This window comes from Rhizobium giardinii bv. giardinii H152 (assembly GCF_000379605.1).
Lineage (GTDB): Bacteria > Pseudomonadota > Alphaproteobacteria > Rhizobiales > Rhizobiaceae > Pararhizobium > Pararhizobium giardinii.
Window position 1 is genome coordinate 136467 of record NZ_KB902680.1, and the last position, 17785, is coordinate 154251.

18 protein-coding genes are annotated in these 17785 nt (G+C 61.7%); 16 read left to right on the forward strand and 2 right to left on the reverse strand.

The annotated features are described in order from the left end of the window. The first annotated feature begins 134 nt into the window (after nt 1–134). The 16 genes from urtB to ureG all read left to right on the forward strand — a co-directional run bounded on the left by urtB (nt 135) and on the right by ureG (nt 12863). Nucleotides 135–1742 (forward strand): urea ABC transporter permease subunit UrtB, encoded by a 1608-nt coding sequence (urtB, locus tag A3AY_RS0116395; protein ID WP_018326742.1) that lies wholly within the window; start codon nt 135–137, stop codon nt 1740–1742. Then, nucleotides 1739–2932: an urea ABC transporter permease subunit UrtC gene (gene urtC / locus A3AY_RS0116400; RefSeq protein WP_018326743.1), complete on the forward strand. Its 1194-nt coding sequence runs from the start codon at nt 1739–1741 to the stop codon at nt 2930–2932. The genes urtB and urtC overlap by 4 nt, the downstream gene beginning before the upstream one ends. Nucleotides 2933–2937: 5 nt before the next feature. Further along, a complete protein-coding gene (gene urtD, locus A3AY_RS0116405; RefSeq protein WP_018326744.1) occupies nt 2938–3690 on the forward strand; it encodes an urea ABC transporter ATP-binding protein UrtD in 753 nt (250 codons plus the stop codon). A 93-nt stretch (nt 3691–3783) separates the two neighbouring features. Next, entirely contained in the window at nt 3784–4479 is a 696-nt protein-coding gene (gene urtE / locus A3AY_RS0116410; RefSeq protein ID WP_018326745.1) for an urea ABC transporter ATP-binding subunit UrtE, read from the forward strand. 11 nt (nt 4480–4490) lie between these two features. Next, nucleotides 4491–5321: an urease accessory protein UreD gene (locus A3AY_RS0116415; protein WP_018326746.1), complete on the forward strand. Its 831-nt coding sequence runs from the start codon at nt 4491–4493 to the stop codon at nt 5319–5321. A 26-nt stretch (nt 5322–5347) separates the two neighbouring features. Further along, the gene (locus tag A3AY_RS0116420; RefSeq protein ID WP_018326747.1) at nt 5348–5650 is read left to right on the forward strand and encodes an urease subunit gamma; all 303 of its coding nucleotides are present in this window, start codon (nt 5348–5350) and stop codon (nt 5648–5650) included. An 11-nt stretch (nt 5651–5661) separates the two neighbouring features. After that, nucleotides 5662–5916: a DUF1272 domain-containing protein gene (locus A3AY_RS0116425; protein ID WP_018326748.1), complete on the forward strand. Its 255-nt coding sequence runs from the start codon at nt 5662–5664 to the stop codon at nt 5914–5916. 18 nt (nt 5917–5934) lie between these two features. Then, entirely contained in the window at nt 5935–6240 is a 306-nt protein-coding gene (locus tag A3AY_RS0116430) for an urease subunit beta (RefSeq protein WP_018326749.1), read from the forward strand. Continuing rightward, nucleotides 6237–6668, forward strand: a complete 432-nt coding sequence (locus tag A3AY_RS0116435; protein ID WP_018326750.1) for a lysozyme inhibitor LprI family protein — start codon at nt 6237–6239, stop codon at nt 6666–6668. Before A3AY_RS0116430 ends, A3AY_RS0116435 begins: the two co-directional genes overlap by 4 nt. A 10-nt stretch (nt 6669–6678) precedes the next feature. Further along, nucleotides 6679–7329 carry a hypothetical protein gene (locus A3AY_RS0116440; RefSeq protein ID WP_018326751.1) on the forward strand — a complete coding sequence of 217 codons (651 nt, stop codon included), beginning with the start codon at nt 6679–6681 and terminating at the stop codon, nt 7327–7329. A 5-nt stretch (nt 7330–7334) separates the two neighbouring features. After that, a complete protein-coding gene (gene ureC, locus A3AY_RS0116445; RefSeq protein ID WP_018326752.1) occupies nt 7335–9044 on the forward strand; it encodes an urease subunit alpha in 1710 nt (569 codons plus the stop codon). Nucleotides 9045–10132: 1088 nt separating this feature from the next. After that, nucleotides 10133–10672: a peroxiredoxin gene (locus tag A3AY_RS0116455; protein ID WP_026203515.1), complete on the forward strand. Its 540-nt coding sequence runs from the start codon at nt 10133–10135 to the stop codon at nt 10670–10672. Nucleotides 10673–10771: 99 nt separating this feature from the next. Continuing rightward, the gene (locus tag A3AY_RS0116460; RefSeq protein ID WP_018326754.1) at nt 10772–11044 is read left to right on the forward strand and encodes a putative quinol monooxygenase; all 273 of its coding nucleotides are present in this window, start codon (nt 10772–10774) and stop codon (nt 11042–11044) included. Beyond that, a complete protein-coding gene (gene ureE, locus A3AY_RS0116465) occupies nt 11045–11551 on the forward strand; it encodes an urease accessory protein UreE (RefSeq protein WP_018326755.1) in 507 nt (168 codons plus the stop codon). Continuing rightward, nucleotides 11544–12215 (forward strand): urease accessory protein UreF, encoded by a 672-nt coding sequence (locus A3AY_RS0116470; protein ID WP_026203516.1) that lies wholly within the window; start codon nt 11544–11546, stop codon nt 12213–12215. Before ureE ends, A3AY_RS0116470 begins: the two co-directional genes overlap by 8 nt. Nucleotides 12216–12251: 36 nt before the next feature. Then, nucleotides 12252–12863: an urease accessory protein UreG gene (gene ureG / locus A3AY_RS0116475; RefSeq protein ID WP_018326757.1), complete on the forward strand. Its 612-nt coding sequence runs from the start codon at nt 12252–12254 to the stop codon at nt 12861–12863. An 84-nt stretch (nt 12864–12947) separates the two neighbouring features. On the opposite strand, the gene A3AY_RS0116480 is transcribed toward ureG, so the two are convergent. Together A3AY_RS0116480 and A3AY_RS0116485 are read right to left on the reverse strand one after the other, a co-directional pair. Further along, nucleotides 12948–16241, reverse strand: a complete 3294-nt coding sequence (locus tag A3AY_RS0116480; protein ID WP_018326758.1) for an efflux RND transporter permease subunit — start codon at nt 16239–16241, stop codon at nt 12948–12950. 14 nt (nt 16242–16255) lie between these two features. Further along, complete coding sequence (locus A3AY_RS0116485) at nt 16256–17449, reverse strand: efflux RND transporter periplasmic adaptor subunit (RefSeq protein ID WP_026203517.1); 1194 nt, start codon at nt 17447–17449, stop codon at nt 16256–16258. Nucleotides 17450–17785: the final 336 nt, after the last annotated feature.

The window sequence follows — 17785 nt, forward strand, 5'->3', positions numbered from 1 at the left end:
ACGTGGTTCCCGATGCCGCATCGGTCCGATCTGATCGCCGGACGGGCGCATTGCGGAAACTTTAAGCAGCAGCGCCAGCAGTCAGGCACCCGCCGGAATTCGCAGCGCCAGCCAAAACGGAACTTGAAGAGCTCATGTATCGCGCCCTCCAGACCTTCCTTATTGCTCTCTGCCTGCTGGTCAGTTGCCTTGCAACCGGTCTGCGTGCGCAGGAAGATATCCGGCCATTGGTCGATGCGCTCGGGACCGGCGGCTTTCCCCAGAAGATAGAGGCCGTCAAGGCGCTTGCGGCTTCGGGCGACGCCAAAGTTGCCGAAATCCTGCAAAACCTCAGCGACGGCAAACTTTACGCGCCGAAGACCGGTGGCTCCGTCTACCTCGCCGCACCGACAGATGGCGCCTATGTCGATGTGCTGACCGGCGCGCCGGTGGCCGATGTCCCCGGCAATCTTGCCAGGATCAAACTGAACAACGGACTGCGCGGCGCGATCGGCGCGGCGCTGAGCCAGCTGACGCTGCTGAGCCCCGACCGGGCCGCCCGTCTGGCCGCATCGCAGGACCTGCTCAAGGACGCTAACCCCGATAATCTCGATCTTTTGAACGCCGCTTTGGCTGAGGAGAAGGACGTCGAGGTCAAGTCGACCATGGAAGCGGCACGGGCCGTCATCCTGCTCAAGACCGATGCCAGCGCCGAGGACAAGAAGGCCGCCATCGATACGATCGCAGCGCGCGGAAACCGCGATGCGCTGACGATCCTGACCGCGGCCATGGAAAATGCGCCGGAGGACCTGAAGCCGGCGATCGAGCAGAACATCACGTCGATCGAGACCAGTCTCGCCATTTGGGATGTGGCGCAGAACGTCTGGTACGGCCTGTCGCTCGGCTCCGTTCTGCTTCTCGCCGCCATCGGCCTTGCCATCACTTTCGGCGTCATGGGCATCATCAACATGGCCCATGGCGAAATGGTCATGCTCGGCGCCTACACCACCTATGTGGTGCAGCAGACGCTTCATGCCGTCGCGCCCCAGATGAGTGATTATTCGCTCGCCTTTGCGGTGCCCGCGGCGTTCCTGTTCACGGGCCTGGTCGGCATCGGCATCGAGCGCAGCGTCATCCGCTGGCTTTATGGCCGGCCGCTGGAAACGTTGCTTGCCACCTGGGGCATTTCGCTGATCCTGCAGCAGGCGATCCGCACCATCTTCGGGCCGACCAACCGCCAGGTCGACAATCCGAGCTGGATGTCGGGCGCCTTCGACGTCGGCGGCCTGGCCATCACCTATAACCGCATGTGGATCATCGTCTTTTCGCTCGGCGTCTTTGTCGCGCTGCTCCTGCTGCTCAAGCGCTCCAAGTTCGGGTTGCAGATGCGCGCCGTGACGCAGAACCGCCGCATGGCGTCGTCCATGGGTATCCGCACGCCTTGGGTCGACGCGCTGACCTTCGGTCTCGGTTCGGGCATTGCCGGCATGGCGGGCGTTGCGCTCAGCCAGATCGACAACGTCTCGCCCAATCTCGGCCAGAACTACATCATCGACAGCTTCATGGTCGTGGTCTTCGGTGGCGTCGGCAATCTCTGGGGGACGCTGGTCGGCGCCTTGACGCTCGGCATCGCCAACAAGTTCCTCGAACCCTATGCCGGCGCGGTGCTGGGCAAGATCCTCATCCTCATCTTCATCATTCTCTTCATCCAGCGGCGGCCACGCGGCCTGTTCGCGCTCAAGGGAAGGGCGATCGAACAATGATTACGCAAATGCTGTTCAGCCGGCACGAGAAGAAGGTCCTCTGGGCCGTGGCGCTTATCCTTCTGGCGGCAGCTCTCGTGCCGCTTGCCAACCTTCTGATCCCGGAAGGCAACTTCTTCCATGTCCCGGGTCATCTCGTCCCTCTTCTCGGCAAGTACCTCTGCTACGCCCTGCTTGCGCTCGCGCTCGATCTCGTCTGGGGCTATTGCGGCATCCTTTCGCTCGGCCACGGCGCGTTCTTCGCGCTCGGCGGTTATGCCATGGGCATGTATCTCATGCGCCAGATCGGTGACCGGGGCGTCTATGCCAACCCGCTGCTGCCGGATTTCATGGTGTTTTTGAACTGGAACGAGCTGCCGTGGTACTGGTACGGCTTCAATCATTTCGCCTTCGCCGCGTTGATGGTGCTGCTGGTTCCCGGTCTGCTCGCCTTCGTGTTCGGCTGGTTCGCCTTCCGCTCGCGCGTCACCGGCGTCTATCTGTCGATCATCACCCAGGCGATGACCTACGCCCTGCTGCTCGCCTTCTTCCGCAACGAGATGGGCTTCGGCGGCAACAATGGCCTCACCGATTTCAAGGATATCCTCGGCTTCAACGTCCAGGCCGGCGGCACCCGGGCGACGCTCTTTGCGGCAACCGCCATCGCTCTCGCCCTGGCGCTGATCCTGAGCTCGGCCATCGTCCGTTCCAAATACGGCAAGGTTCTGGTCGGCGTGCGCGATGCCGAAAGCCGCACGCGTTTCCTCGGCTACCGGGTGGAAAACATGAAGCTCTTCATCTTCACGGTTTCTGCGATGATGGCCGGCATCGCCGGCGCGCTCTACGTGCCGCAGGTCGGCATCATCAACCCCGGTGAATTCGCGCCGGCAAACTCGATCGAAGTCGTCATCTGGACGGCGGTCGGCGGGCGCGGCACGTTGATCGGGCCGATCATCGGCGCCGTCCTCGTCAATTTCGGCAAGAGCATCTTCACCGCCGCCTTCCCGGAATTCTGGCTGTTTGCGCTCGGTGCGCTGTTCGTCGCGACAACCTTGTTCCTGCCCAAGGGCGTCGTCGGCACGGTCCAGCAGTTCCTCGCGTCTCGCAAGGAACAGCGACGAGCCGACGCTGTCGAGCGGGCCTATCAGGACAAGGCGGCAGCCGAGGCCGAAAGCCGGCTTGCCTCACTCGAACCTCAGGCCGCGGAGTAAGACCGATGGATGCAAAGACCTCGCGCAGCCTTCTCTATCTCGACGGCGTCTCGGTTTCCTTCGACGGTTTCAAGGCGCTGAACTCACTGTCCTTCGTCGTCGAGCCGGGCGAACTTCGCGCCATCATCGGCCCGAACGGTGCCGGCAAGACGACGATGATGGACATCATCACCGGCAAGACCCGGCCGGACTCGGGCCAGGTTTTCTTCAATGGCGATATCGACCTCACCAAGAAGGATGAGGCCGAAATCGCCCAGCTCGGCATCGGCCGCAAATTCCAGAAGCCGACGGTGTTCGAAAGCCACACGGTCTGGGACAATATCGAGCTGGCGCTCAACCGGAAGCGCGGCGTTTTCGCGACGCTGTTCTACCGCCTGACGGCTGAGGACAAGGCTCGCATCGAGGAGATCCTCGAAACGGTGCGCATGACGGCGCGCAAGGACGATCTCGCCGCCAATCTCTCGCATGGCCAGAAGCAGTGGCTGGAGATCGGCATGCTTTTGGCGCAGGAGCCGAAGCTGCTGCTCGTCGATGAGCCGGTGGCCGGCATGACCGACGCCGAAACGGCGGAAACCGCCATCCTGCTCAAGGAAATCGCCAAGACCCGCTCGGTCGTGGTGGTCGAACACGACATGGGCTTCATCCGCGATCTCGGTGTCAAGGTCACGTGCCTGGCGGAGGGCTCGGTACTGGCCGAAGGCTCGATCGATTTCGTCAGCAACGATCCGAAAGTGATCGAGAACTATCTGGGGCGGTGAGATGCATTGCCCCTCATCCGGCCTGCGGCCATCTTCTCCCGGCAAGCGGGGAGAGGGCTGGGTGAGGGCAGTGAGGAAATGAGGTAACACAAGATGCTGACGGTCGACAATATCAATCTCCACTACGGCGCAGCGCAAGCGTTGCGTGGCGTCTCCATCACCGCTCCCATGGGCAAGATCACCTGCGTGCTCGGGCGCAATGGCGTCGGCAAGACCAGTCTGTTGCGCGCCATCACCGGCCAGCATGGGCCAAGTGCCGGTACGATCACTTTCAACGACACTCCGCTGAACGGCATGGCGCCCTATAATCGCGCCAGGCACGGCATCGGCTTCGTGCCGCAGGGCCGCGAAATCTTTCCGTTGCTGACGGTTAAGGAGAACCTGGAATCGGGCTATGCGCCGGTCGCCCGCAAGGACCGTTTCATTCCGGAGGACATTTTCAACCTCTTCCCGATCCTGCGCTCCATGCTCGGCCGTCGCGGCGGCGACCTTTCGGGCGGCCAGCAGCAGCAGCTGGCGATCGGCCGGGCGCTGGTGACGCGGCCGAAGATCCTCGTGCTTGATGAGCCGACGGAAGGCATCCAGCCGTCGATCATCAAGGATATCGGCCGGGCGATCCAGTATCTGCGCGATTCCACGGGGATGGCAATTCTGCTTGTGGAACAATATCTTGACTTCTGCCGCGAGCTTGCAGACCATGTCTATATCATGGATCGGGGCGAGATCGTGCACGAGGGGCCGGCAGAGACGCTGGACACGCCGGAAGCACGCCGCCACCTGACAGTTTAACGGCGGATTTTATGGCAGAAGCGGCGGCGATCGCTCCGCAACGAGCGTGGGGCAAGGGACGGCTCACGGCAAAGCCATTTGCCGGGCGCACGCGGCTCGCCGAATTCTATCAGGAAGGCTGCGCCAAGATCAGGCTACCCGATACGTTCGACGCCTCGATGGAAGCGGTGCTGATCAACAGTTCCGGCGGGCTGACCGGCGGCGACCATATGGAGTGGGAATTTTCGGCCGGCGAGGCCACGCATCTCACCCTGACGACCCAGGCTTGCGAGAAGATCTACAAGGCGAGTGCCGGCACGGCGGCAGTGCGGGCGAAAATCTCGGTCGGGGCCGGTGCAACGGTGCATTGGCTGCCGCAGGAGACGATCCTGTTCGACCGTGCCTCTCTGTCGCGCCGTCTCGACGTCGAAATCGCCGAGGGTGGCGAGTTCCTGGCCGTCGAGGCCATCCTTTTGGGCCGCAAGGCCATGGGCGAGGCAATGCGGACGGGCCTGTTTCAGGATTGCTGGCGTATCCGCAAGGCGGGAATTCTGCTGCACGCCGAAAATCTGCGCCTGAACGGCGACATCGCCGCGCTGACGCAGGAGACCGCCACGCTTGGCGGGCAGGTCGCCTTTGCCACGCTCTTCTACACCGGTATGGACTGCGAGCAGCAGCTGGCGAAGCTGCGGGCGCTGATCGGCGGTGCAAATGGCGGGGTCAGCCACTATCACGTTGCCGGACAGGACAAGCTGATTGCTCGCCTCGTTGCCGCCGACGGTTTTGCCTTAAGAAAAATCCTCATCCCGGTCATTTCGCACTTGCGCAAGGGCGCTTCCGTGCCGAAAGTCTGGAACCTGTAGTTGACACGCAATCTTGGTGGCCGCGCATGAATCTCACCCCTCGTGAAAAAGACAAACTGCTGATTTCGATGGCGGCGATGGTTGCCCGCAGGCGCCTGGAGCGCGGCGTGAAGCTCAATCACCCCGAGGCGATCGCACTGATCACCGACTTTGTCGTCGAAGGTGCCCGCGACGGCCGCTCCGTCGCCGACCTGATGGAGGCCGGCGCCCATGTCATCACGCGCGAGCAGGTGATGGAAGGGATCCCCGAGATGATCCACGACATCCAGATCGAGGCGACCTTCCCGGACGGAACCAAGCTCGTCACCGTCCACGAACCCATTCGCTGAAGGAACAGGCGATGCTGCAACTGAGACCCAACTGCGAATGCTGCGACAAGGATCTGCCGCCGGGCAGCCGCGAAGCGATGATCTGCAGCTTCGAATGCACCTTCTGCACACAATGCGCCTACGAGGTTCTGGACGGGCAGTGCCCGAACTGCACAGGCGAGCTCGTGCGGCGTCCGGTTCGCCCTGCCGCCAAACTGGGCAAGTTCCCGGCATCCACCGAACGCGTGTCGAAGCCGGACGGTTGCGCGCCGATCAAGGCAGCCTGAACAGGAGAGAGACAGATCATGATCCCCGGTGAAATCATTGCCGCCAGCGGCGAGATCGAGCTGAATGCCGGTCTGGAGACCGTCACGCTCGAGGTCTCGAACACGGGCGACCGACCCATCCAGGTCGGCAGCCATTATCATTTCGCCGAAACCAATGCCGGCCTGTCCTTCGACCGGGCGCTGGCGCACGGCAAGCGCCTCGACATTCCGGCGGGAACGGCAGTGCGCTTCGAGCCCGGGCAGACGCGCAACGTCACGCTCATTCCCTTTGCCGGCAAGCGCGAAGTCTACGGGTTCCAGCAGAAGGTCATGGGCAAGCTATGAGCCGGCGCCATGCTGCAAGCGCAATCGTGGCGGGCTTACTGGCCTTTGCGCCGCTTGCGCAGGCGCAGGACGAGCCCCAAGTCGATTGCGAGAAGGCAATGACCCAGTCGGATCTGAACATTTGCGCCAACAAGGACTATGAAGCGGCCGACAAGGAGCTGAACGCAGTCTACAAGACGACGATGACGGCGATGCAGGCGACCGACAGGCAACTGGGTGAGATCGACCCGAACTATGTCGGTGCCGTCGAAGCGCTGAAGAAGGCGCAGCGCGCCTGGATCGGCTATCGCGACGGCCAGTGCGAGCTTGCCGGTTTCGAGGCGCGGGGTGGATCGATGGAACCGATGCTGGTTTCCGGATGTCTTGCCGACCTGACGCAGAAGCGCACCGCGGAACTGAAGAGCCTGACCGAAGGCCTTGGAAACTGAGGGACGCCAAGTGACGGTGAGCCGGACCATCATGATCGTGGGAAACGGGCCGGTACAGGATGGTGCGGCGTCCGTCATCGATGCGGCCGATCTGGTGATCCGTGTCAACGATTGCCGCTCCTGCGGTGCGGGCGGCGAGAAAACCGATATCGTCGCCGTCTGCAACACGGGACGTCCGGCCCTGGCGATGCTGGGTGGCGGTCAGTGGAAATCGAATGCAGCGGTGCGGCAGGCACGCGAAATCTGGTGCGTTCGGGCGGCTGAAAAATTCAGGGAACTTCGGCCGCAAATTGAGGATCGCCATCCGGTGCTCGACGATCTCTGCGACGACTACACGGACGGCTTCCGGGCCTTCGCCAAGGCGACCGGCCGAGCCTTCCATACAGTCCCGGCGTCGACGCACGAAAGCGTTGATACCGAGTTGGGATATTTCCACTCCGGCGAATACGTCGTGCCGAGCAGCGGCCTGATCGTCATTGCCGAAGTGCTTGCCCATTGGCGCCAGCCGGGGGACCGCGTCGTTCTCGCCGGCTTTGGTCACGCCGGCTGGGAGTGGCATCCGTTCGCGGCCGAGCGTCGGTATGTCGACGCGTTGATTTCAAGGGGGCGTCTCATACGCCTCGATCAAAATTATCTATCCGCTTTTGCTCAGGGAGCCTGATACCCATGTCCTATAAAATGTCGCGCGCGGCCTATGCCAATATGTTCGGCCCCACCACCGGCGACAAGGTTCGGCTGGCCGATACGGAGCTTTTCATCGAGGTGGAGAAGGATTTCACCACCTATGGCGACGAGGTGAAGTTCGGCGGCGGCAAGGTCATCCGTGACGGCATGGGACAGAGCCAGGTGACGCGCGCCGCGGGCGCGGTCGATACGGTCATCACCAATGCGTTGATCGTTGACCATACCGGCATCGTCAAGGCGGATATCGGCCTGAAGAATGGCCGCATCGTCGGGATCGGCAAGGCGGGCAATCCGGACACGCAGCCGGGCGTCACCATCATCGTCGGTCCCTCGACGGAGGCGATCGCAGGCGAAGGCAAGATCGTCACGGCTGGCGGCATGGACAGCCACATCCACTTCATCTGCCCGCAGCAGATCGAGGAAGCGCTGATGAGCGGCATCACCACCATGCTTGGCGGCGGCTCCGGCCCGGCGCATGGGACGCTTGCCACGACCTGCACCGGCGCCTGGCATATCGAGCGGATGATCGAGAGTTTTGACGCCTTTCCGATGAACCTTGCGCTCGCCGGCAAGGGCAACGCGTCGCTGCCGGCCGGCCTCGTCGAAATGGTGCTGTCGGGCGCAAGCTCGCTGAAGCTGCACGAGGACTGGGGCACGACGCCGGCCGCCATCGACTGCTGCCTGTCGGTCGCCGACGAATATGACGTGCAGGTGATGATCCACACCGACACGCTGAACGAAAGCGGCTTCGTGGAAGATACCATCGCGGCGATCAAAGGTCGGACGATCCACGCTTTCCACACCGAAGGGGCGGGCGGTGGCCACGCGCCTGATATCATCAAGATCTGCGGCCAGCCGAACGTCATACCGTCCTCGACCAACCCGACCAGGCCCTACACCAAGAACACGCTGGCCGAACACCTCGACATGCTGATGGTATGCCACCATCTGTCGCCCTCCATCCCCGAAGATATCGCCTTTGCCGAAAGCCGCATTCGCAAGGAGACGATCGCTGCCGAAGATATCCTCCACGATATCGGCGCCTTCTCGATCATCTCGTCCGACAGCCAGGCCATGGGCCGCGTCGGCGAAGTGGCGATCCGCACCTGGCAGACGGCAGACAAGATGAAGCGCCAGCGCGGCCGGCTCACGCAGGAGAGCGGCGAGAACGACAATTTCCGCGTCAAACGCTACATCGCCAAATATACGATCAACCCGGCAATCGCCCATGGCGTCAGCCACGAGGTCGGCTCGATTGAAGTCGGCAAGCGCGCCGATCTCGTCATCTGGAATCCGGCCTTCTTCGGCGTCAAGCCGGAGATGGTTCTGCTCGGCGGCTCGATCGCGGGAGCGCCGATGGGCGATCCCAACGCCTCGATCCCGACACCGCAGCCGGTGCATTATCGCCTGATGTTCGGCGCCTATGGCAAGAACCGGACGAATTCCTCCGTCACCTTCGTTTCCCAGGCCTCGCTCGATGCGGGGCTCAAAGGCCGTCTCGGTGTCGCCAAGGAACTCGTTGCCGTCCAGAACACGCGCCATGGCATCGGCAAGCATTCGATGATCCACAACAGCCTGACACCGCATATCGAGGTCGATCCGGAAACCTACGAGGTTCGTGCCGACGGCGAACTGCTGACCTGCGAACCGGCAACGGTGCTGCCGATGGCACAGCGGTATTTCCTGTTCTAACAGACTTGGAATTTGGTCAGGGCGCGGGCGAAAATGCTGGTTTGCGAGTACCGAAGCGGAGCGTACCTATAGTAGGTGAGCATCGGAGCGCAGAAAAACGCCATTTGCAGCCCGGCCTCCACAGTACACGACGGTAGCCTTCTCAACCCCCCTCTGCCCTGCCGGGCATCTCCCCCTCAAGGGGGGAGATTGGCATGGGGCTGGCCTCTTGCTCCCGATCTCCCCCCTTGAGGGGGAGATGTCACGAAGTGACAGAGGGGGTATTCCGACGCTGCCTGTACCGTGGATGAGGGGCGGCCAATAGTTTAACGCTATGAAATATCTTCATAATCTTCTTCATCGATCGATTTCGATTAAGGAGGCAACAGGGCGTGTCCCGACGGCCACGACCCTTCCTCCCCGTGCATTTCATCCCCGCTGATCCCCGCCTCAAAAACCCGTGCCATGATCATGGCGTCCTGTCACGGATACACCGCAAGACGTTGGCGGCGAGGCAGGGCTGGCGCTCCACGGGAAGCCTCGTGGCCTTCGGCAAGGAGGCCCACGAACGTCAGGCGGACCGGAAGGAGAGCCCCCGGAAAATGGATCCCCTCCGCCCTTCTGGGGCGGGCGTGCCTGTGGGGCACACATGTCGGGGCAGGACGCGTGACGTACCGGAGCTGCGATGCTGAATGCCGGCACCGGAGACTGCGCCACGAAGTCGTCGCGAGGCAGAGGGTCCGAAGTCGGGGTCTGTAGGGGGGAAAGCTCCCGAGAGAACGCCAAACGGGGCGCTGGGAGGCGTCACATATACTTATTCACTAGCGACGGTTTCCAGTGCCCCGTCCGATTAATGCATGTTTGAAAAACCCCGGCGGCAACCCGCGCGGGGATGTTTCGGCTGTTCGATGGGAAGAGGGCAGGTATTTCGCGACGGAATGGACTTTCTACCATGCGCCTGGCGCATGGCAGCCATGCGAGGCGACTTTCTTGCCCGTCCCATGCTGCATCGCAGCACGGCTTGCGGTAAAAAGCGGCTTCAGCTTCCGCGCCGGGCTCCTCCCGAAGCCTGCTGCGCGGAAAGGTTCATTTTCAAGGAGATAGCTATGATCGTTGGCAGAAAAGTGCCGTCCGTGACCTTCCGCACGCGCATCCGCGACGAGGCCGTCGGCGGCCCCAATCCCTATCGCTGGCAGGACATGACCTCCGCGGATTATTTCGCCGGCAAGCGCGTCATCCTCTTCTCGCTGCCGGGCGCGTTCACGCCGACCTGCTCGACCTATCAGCTTCCCGATTTCGAAAAGCTCGCTGGTGAATTCAAGGCCCAAGGCATCGATGCGATCTACTGCATCTCGGTCAACGACGCCTTCGTCATGAACGCCTGGGGCAAATCGCAGAACCTCGAAAACGTCAAGCTGATCCCTGACGGTTCCGGCGAGTTCACCCGCAAGATGGGCATGCTGGTCGCCAAGGACAATCTCGGTTTCGGCATGCGCTCCTGGCGCTATGCGGCCATCATCAATGACGGCGCCGTCGAGCAGTGGTTCGAGGAAGAGGGTTATTCGGACAATTGCGACAGCGATCCCTATGGCGTCTCCTCGCCGCAGAACATCCTGGAAGCTCTGAAGTCGGAAAAACTGGCAGCCTGAGCTTGAAGCCCCGGACGATCTGAATCCGGAGCCGGGCCTCTTTGGTCTGGCGCCGGATTTTTTTATGGCTAAAGTGGCGCAAAGCATTCCGAGGTTTACATGATCGACGTCATCGCCCATCTGAAGACAAATCCCGGCACGGGCGCCGAGGTTGTTTCCAATGCCGCTCCCCTGATCGAGGGGACGCGCAGGGACTGCATCTTTTACGATCTCGACCAGACGGCCGGCGATCCGGACACTCCGGTGTTTGTCAAGCGATGGGAGGCGCATTTCGCCGAACCGCACATCGTCGCCTTCCAGAAGGCGACTGCGGAACTGGTGGCGGATGGCCGTATCGGGGTTGTTCACTCAGACAAGGTCGAGGTTCTCTGAATGCCCTATCGCTCGACTGAGATCCTGTCGCCCGGCCCGACGGACAAGACGCCGCTGCACACGATTGCGCTTGCCCACGACCAGCGGCATCTGCGCCGCAAATTGCTGCATCTCGACAATGACGACGTGGTGATGCTCGACCTGAAGGAGCCGGTGATGCTTGCCGATGGCGACCTTCTGGTGCTCGATACGGGCGACTATGTCCGCATCGCCGCGATCGAGGAGGCGCTCTACGACATCCGTCCGCGGGATCCGCAGCACCTGATCGAACTCGCCTGGCATCTCGGCAACCGGCACCTGCCGGCGGAAATCCGCCAAGACCGGATCCTGATCCTGCGCGACCCGGTCATCAAGGTGATGCTCGAGGGCCTGGGGGCGACGGTCTCCGAGGTGACGGAACCCTTCCAGCCGATGCGCGGCGCCTATCACGGTTCGGGCGGGCACGATCACGGTCATTCCCATGGACACTCCCACGGACATGGCGGTCATCAGCACGCCCATGACTGAGCAGGCAGATACGCGGGCGCTGCTCAGGCTGGTGACATGGCTGTCGCCGGCTTTTCCGGTCGGCGCATTCTCCTATTCCGGCGGGCTCGAGCAGGCTGTCCACGATGGGCTGATCACCGATGCTTCCGCCTTGAGGCGATGGCTGGAAGCGCTGATCCGCCATGGCTCAAGCTGGAACGACGCGGTGCTTCTGGCGGAGAGCTATCGGGCCTGTGACGATCGCCGCAGGCTTGATGCGGTGCGCGAACTGGCCGAGGCGCTGGCAGGCTCGCGGGAGCGCCACATGGAAACGATGCTGCAGGGCGAGGCTTTCCTCGCTGCGGCTTCGCATTGGCCGCATCCGGTGCTCGGTACGCTGGTCGGTGCCGTTGCCTATCCGGTCGCCGTTGGCGCTGTCGCCGGGGCGCATGGCACCGGATTGGAGCCGGCCGTGGCGGCCTATCTGCATGCCACGGCATCGAACCTGGTTTCCGTTGCGATCCGCTGCGGGGTAACGGGCCAGAAGCACGGTGTAGGCGTTCTTGCCGATTTGGAAGCCGCGATCGCCGAGACGGCGGAAAGCGCATCCTCAAGCACGCCGGACGACCTCGGCTCTGCTACAATCGTCGCCGACATATCGGCGCTTCGTCACGAGACCTTGTATTCGCGGCTCTTCCGCTCCTGACGGCTGCGACATCAATTGCGAGAAAGGAAGACTTCGATGAAATCTGCGAACGGCCCGCTCCGCGTCGGTATCGGCGGCCCGGTCGGCTCCGGCAAGACGGCGCTGACCGACAAGCTCTGCAAGGCGATGCGCGAGACCTATTCGGTCGCCGTCGTCACCAACGATATCTACACCAAGGAAGACGCGGAAGCTCTGGTGCGCATGCAGGCGCTGCCCTCCGACCGGATCGTTGGCGTCGAGACCGGCGGCTGCCCGCACACGGCGATCCGCGAGGATGCGACGATCAACCTGCAGGCGATCGCTGATCTCAACCGCCGTATTCCCGATCTCGACGTCGTCTTCATCGAATCCGGCGGCGACAATCTGGCGGCGACCTTTTCGCCCGATCTTGCCGATATCACAATCTATGTCATCTCGGTCTGCCAGGGCGAGGAAATCCCGCGCAAGGGCGGACCCGGGATCACCCGTTCCGATCTGCTGGTGATCAACAAGAAGGATCTGGCTCCCTATGTCGGTGCCGATCTCGAGGTGATGGAGCGGGATGCCAATCGCATGCGGGCCGAGCGGCCCTTCGTGTTTTCCGACATGAAGCGCGGCGACGGCATCGACAAGATCGTCGATTTCCTGCGCGTCGAAGGCGGTCTCTGACATCAGTCGCCTCAACGAAAAGGCCGGCCGCATGCGATGCGGCCGGCCTTTTCGTTTGGGTTACGTCATTCCGCGTGGGTTACGTCACTCCGCGGCGAGGTGGATGACGTTGCCGCTGCGTTTCGGGGCTTCGAGCTTGTCCAGCCGCTCCTGTAGTGTCGTGATCGTCTTGCCCTGATCGGTGACGATTTCCGTCAAGGCCTCGTTTTCCAACACTTTCAACTCGTCATCCTTCTTGCCGACCATGCGGCCGAACAGCCAGCCGAGCAGTCGCGAGACGTCGTCCATGATCAGGAAGAACGACGGCACCACGAGAAGAGACAGGACGGTGGAGACGATGATTCCGCCGATAACGGCGATCGCCATGGGTGCACGGAAGGAACCGCCTTCGCCGACGCCGAGTGCCGATGGGATCATACCGGCCGACATGGCAATGGAGGTCATAATGATCGGCTGGGCTCGTTTCCGTCCGGCCTCGATCATGGCCTGGACCCGCCCCATGCCATGCCGCTTCATCTCGACTGCGAAATCGACAAGCAGGATCGCGTTCTTGGTCACGATACCCATGAGCATCAGCACGCCGATCATCACCGGCATCGAGAAGGCGTTGCGCGTCAGGATCAGCGCCACCGCGACGCCGCCGATGGCGAGCGGCAGCGAAAGAAGGATCGTGAACGGCTGGATCACATCCTTGAAGAGCAGGATGAGAACCACCAGCACCATCAAAAGACCAAGCAGCATGGCATTGCCGAAGCTCTGCATCATTTCGCTCTGGATCTTCGCGTCGCCGCTTTCGGCAAGCCGGACGGTCCGCGGCAGTTTCGTCTCTTCGACGATGCGCTTGAACTCGGCAGTCGAGGTATCGAGCGCTGTCCCCTGCGGGACGTCCGAGCCGATCGACGCCACGCGATTGCGGGCATTGCGCAGGATGGAACTCGGCCCTTCCGCATAGCTGATATCGGCCACGCTATCGATCGGTACGGTCGCCCCTGATGCTGTTTTCACCTTGAGAGCGCCGATCGCCTGCAGGTCGCGCCGGACGTCGAGCGAGGTTTGCACCCGGATCGGTATCAGGCGGTCATCGAGCGAGATCTTGGTGAGCGCCGAATCGACATCGCCGGTCGTAGCCACGCGGATCGTCTGCGAGATCTGCTGAGGCGTTATGCCGAGGCGGGCGATTTCATCCTTGCGTGGAAAGATCTGGAGCTCGGGCCGGGGCAGGGCGCCCTCGGAGCTCACATTGGCGAGAATGGGGGAGGCGCGAAGCTTTGCTTCCAGCACACCAACGGCTTCATTCAGGTCATCTTCGTTCGACGACAGGAAGTTGAAGGTCAGTTCACGTTCGCCACGGTCGTTCAGCTTGGTGATGCGCACATCCGGGATGCCGCGCAGCTTGGCGAAGATGTCCTTCTCGACATCCCATTGCGGACGGGTTCGGCCATCCATTTGCATCTTGGGCATATACTGACCGATGACCGGAAGACCGCCGAGGCCCTTGTTGACGAGGGTTTTCAGCAAGGAATGATCGATCTTGCCGAGGATGATGCGCACCGTTGCGCGGCGCAATTCGAGGTCGCCCTTCGGCGATGCGCCGCCGAGAATGAACACGCTCTCGACACCGTCGACGTCGCGCACGGCATCATAAATGCGTGTCGTTGTCGCATCGGTTTCGGCAAGCGTGGCATTCGGCGGCAGCTCGACGGAAAGGACGACACGCGAGGAATCGTCGGGCGGCATGAAGCTGCCGGGCACCTGCGCCATCAGGTAGAGCGAGCCGACCAGGAAGGCAATCGCGGCCAGCATGGTCGCATAACGCATATACCAGCGCGCCGTCGTGGCGCTCACCAGCCACGTATAGGCCTTCATCATACGGCTGTCGTTGTCATGGTGGTCGTCGACACCATCTTCCGGCCGCATCAGATAGGCTGCCATCAACGGGGTTATCAGACGCGCCACCATCAGCGAGAAGAACACCGAAAACGCGACCGTCAGGCCGAACTGGATGAAATACTGACCGGCGACGCCGGGCATGAAGGATACCGGCACGAAGACGGCAATGATCGTGAAGCTCGTGGCGATAACCGCAAGCCCGATTTCGTCGGCAGCATCGAGCGACGCCCGGTACGGCGTTTTGCCCATCCGAATGTGTCGGGCGATGTTTTCGATCTCGACGATCGCGTCGTCGACGAGGATACCGGTTGCCAGCGTCAAGGCGAGAAAACTGACGAGATTGAGCGAGAAGCCCATCAGGTCCATGATCCAGAATGTCGGGATCGCCGACAGGGGCAGGGCAACGGCGGCAATGAATGTTGCGCGCCAGTTTCTGAGGAACAGAAGCACGACGATAACGGCAAGGATCGAGCCCTCCAGCAGCGTGTGCAGGGCAGCCTCATAGTTGCCGTAGGTAAAGTAGACGGCATCATCGACCATCGCGATGTTGACCTGGGGATGGGCGGCACGAACCGCGTCGAGGCTTTTGGCCACCGTTTCGGCAACCGAGACCTCGCTTGCTCCCTTGGAGCGGAAGACGGCAAATGTAACCGACGCATCACCGTTGAAGCGCGAGAAGGATCTCTGCTCCTCGTAGGTATCGGTGACCGTGCCGAGGTCGGACAGTTTCACGAACCGTCCATTGGGCAGGGCAATCGTGGTATTGGCCAGCTGAGCGACATTGCGGGCGTCGCCAAGCGTGCGGATGGTCTGCTCGTTGCCGCCGACCTGTCCGCGGCCCGAGCCGAGATCGACGTTGGTGCTGCGCAGCTGGTTGTTCACATCGGGCGCGGTGATGCCGAAGGAATCCAGCTTGCTGGGGTCGAGTTCGACCTTGATTTCCCGGTCCGAGCCGCCGTAGCGATCGATACGCCCGACGCCGAGCTGGCCCTGCAGCGCGCGTTTGATCGTGTCGTCAACGAACCAGGACAGTTCCTCCAGCGTCATGTCCGGCGACGTCACGGAAAAGGTCTGGATCGCCTGGCCTTCGACATCGATCTTGGTCACGACCGGTTCTTCGACATCGGCGGGAAGGTCGCTGCGGATGCGGTCGATGGCGTCCTTGGTATCCTGGACGGCTTCCTCAGTCGGCTTTTCGATGCGGAAGACGACGCTCGTCACCGATTGGCCGTCGGTGACAGTCGACTGGATTTCGTCGACGCCGGCGATCGAGGCAACCGCATCCTCGACCTCCTTTGTCACCTGCATTTCGAGTTCCGAAGGCGACGCCCCGTTCTGGGTTACCGTGATGGCAACAACGGGAACGTCGATGTTCGGAAACTTTGTGATCGGCAATGCAAAAAAAGATTGCAGTCCGAGGTACATGAGAAGCGCAAAACCGAGGATCGGTGCGATGGGGTTTCGGATCGACCAGGCGGAAAAGTTCATCGCTATGACCTCGATCAGTTCGATACGGCTGCGGTTGCTGCGAGCACTGGCTTGATGCGATCACCGTCGCGGACGAATGCGCCTGCCTTGGTGATCACCCGGTCTCCCTGCTTCAGGCCAGTGCGGACCTCAATAAATCCGTCATCTTCGATCCCCGTCTCGATCGGGGTTACCCGGGCTACATCGTTCTCGACCTTTCGAGCAACCATGCCGTCCTTTGTCTTCGTTACCGCCGACAGCGGAAGGACCAGGGCCTGTTTCTCGGTGACAATGATCTGTGCCCGCGCATACATGCCGACGCGTGCCTTTTCAGGTTCGAGCAGGCTGATATAGACGTTGCCGAGGCGGGTCTGCGTATCGATGACCGGCGATATCAGGCGGATCTTGCCGTCGATTTCTGTTTTCCCGTCGGCCAGCATCACCTTGGCCCTCTGGCCGATCGCGAGTTTCGGCAGGTCGGTTTCAATGATGTCGGCCTTCATCTCAACGGCGCCGTCGCGAATGATGGTGAACAGCGGTTCTCCGCTTCCGTTGGCGATCGCCCCGACCTTGGCGGTCCGTGCCGACACCACGCCCGTGACCGGCGTCTTCACGTCGGTGCGGACAAGCCGCAAATCGATATCGGAAATCTGGGCCTCGACGACCTTGATCTCGGCCTTGGCAACCGAGACCAGTTGTTCGGCTGAACGAACCCGTGCGAGTGCTGCCGTCGCAGCGGCCAGTTCCTGATCCCTTTGGGCCGTCGACATCGATCCGGCTTCGGCAAGCTTCTTCGACCGCTCGCTGACGCGCACGGCTTCTTCCGCATTGGCCTGCGCTTCGGCAAGTTGTGCCTCGTATTGGGCCAGTGCTGCGTTCGCCTTGGCAAGGCTGGCAGCATACTGGCTTTTCTGCAACACCAGCATGTCCGGGTTGAGAGTGGCAAGCGTGCTCTCGGCTTCCACGCGGTCACCGACATCGGCATTCAAGGCGCGGATGGAAAGCCCATCGACCAGCGGGGAGACATAGGTCTCTTCAACCGCCTTCACCGCACCGGTCGCCACAACCCGATCGACGATCGCCCTGGATTCAACCTCGCTGACGATGATCGAGGGCAGGTTCTGCTCTGCCTTGGGCGGTGCGGCTTCCTGCGCAAATGCCGCACTCGACAGGAAAGCCAGCAGAACGGTTATCGAAACACCAAACGCGTGGGTCTTTTTACGGGCCATCGGCTTACTTTCCTCGAATTCCGGATAAATCAAATTCGGTGACGCCACAGCCCTTCAAGGAAGGTTTTGCCATCGTCACCTGCTGGAAGGGAAGAAAATGTCGCGTCAATCGTATCGAGCGCAAGTTTCCCCCGCATCCTCCTCAAATGCCTCGGGCTCTATTTAGTTAGGCCCTTTCAGCGATGCAAGGCGATACAAATGAAGAATGGTGCCTCATCATTTTATTTGTATGATGCCATCAACGCAATTTCTGATTTATTTCGTTTTGTTGCGGAGAAGTCGCTTGCGCGTGGTGCAAATGAGAAACGCGCGAGACTGGCCCGCGCGTTCCCGGTC

Bases quoted from the DNA above. Each gene is read 5' to 3' on its own strand.
- A3AY_RS0116485 (WP_026203517.1), bottom strand. From the start codon at position 17,449: ATGGCCCGTAAAAAGACCCACGCGTTTGGTGTTTCGATAACCGTTCTG.
- A3AY_RS0116435 (WP_018326750.1), top strand. From the start codon at position 6,237: ATGAGCCGGCGCCATGCTGCAAGCGCAATCGTGGCGGGCTTACTGGCC.
- urtD (WP_018326744.1), top strand. From the start codon at position 2,938: ATGGATGCAAAGACCTCGCGCAGCCTTCTCTATCTCGACGGCGTCTCG.
- A3AY_RS0116470 (WP_026203516.1), top strand. From the start codon at position 11,544: ATGACTGAGCAGGCAGATACGCGGGCGCTGCTCAGGCTGGTGACATGG.
- A3AY_RS0116425 (WP_018326748.1), top strand. From the start codon at position 5,662: ATGCTGCAACTGAGACCCAACTGCGAATGCTGCGACAAGGATCTGCCG.
- ureG (WP_018326757.1), top strand. From the start codon at position 12,252: ATGAAATCTGCGAACGGCCCGCTCCGCGTCGGTATCGGCGGCCCGGTC.
- A3AY_RS0116415 (WP_018326746.1), top strand. From the start codon at position 4,491: ATGGCAGAAGCGGCGGCGATCGCTCCGCAACGAGCGTGGGGCAAGGGA.
- A3AY_RS0116460 (WP_018326754.1), top strand. From the start codon at position 10,772: ATGATCGACGTCATCGCCCATCTGAAGACAAATCCCGGCACGGGCGCC.
- A3AY_RS0116420 (WP_018326747.1), top strand. From the start codon at position 5,348: ATGAATCTCACCCCTCGTGAAAAAGACAAACTGCTGATTTCGATGGCG.
- urtE (WP_018326745.1), top strand. From the start codon at position 3,784: ATGCTGACGGTCGACAATATCAATCTCCACTACGGCGCAGCGCAAGCG.
- urtC (WP_018326743.1), top strand. From the start codon at position 1,739: ATGATTACGCAAATGCTGTTCAGCCGGCACGAGAAGAAGGTCCTCTGG.
- A3AY_RS0116430 (WP_018326749.1), top strand. From the start codon at position 5,935: ATGATCCCCGGTGAAATCATTGCCGCCAGCGGCGAGATCGAGCTGAAT.
- ureE (WP_018326755.1), top strand. From the start codon at position 11,045: ATGCCCTATCGCTCGACTGAGATCCTGTCGCCCGGCCCGACGGACAAG.
- ureC (WP_018326752.1), top strand. From the start codon at position 7,335: ATGTCCTATAAAATGTCGCGCGCGGCCTATGCCAATATGTTCGGCCCC.
- urtB (WP_018326742.1), top strand. From the start codon at position 135: ATGTATCGCGCCCTCCAGACCTTCCTTATTGCTCTCTGCCTGCTGGTC.
- A3AY_RS0116480 (WP_018326758.1), bottom strand. From the start codon at position 16,241: ATGAACTTTTCCGCCTGGTCGATCCGAAACCCCATCGCACCGATCCTC.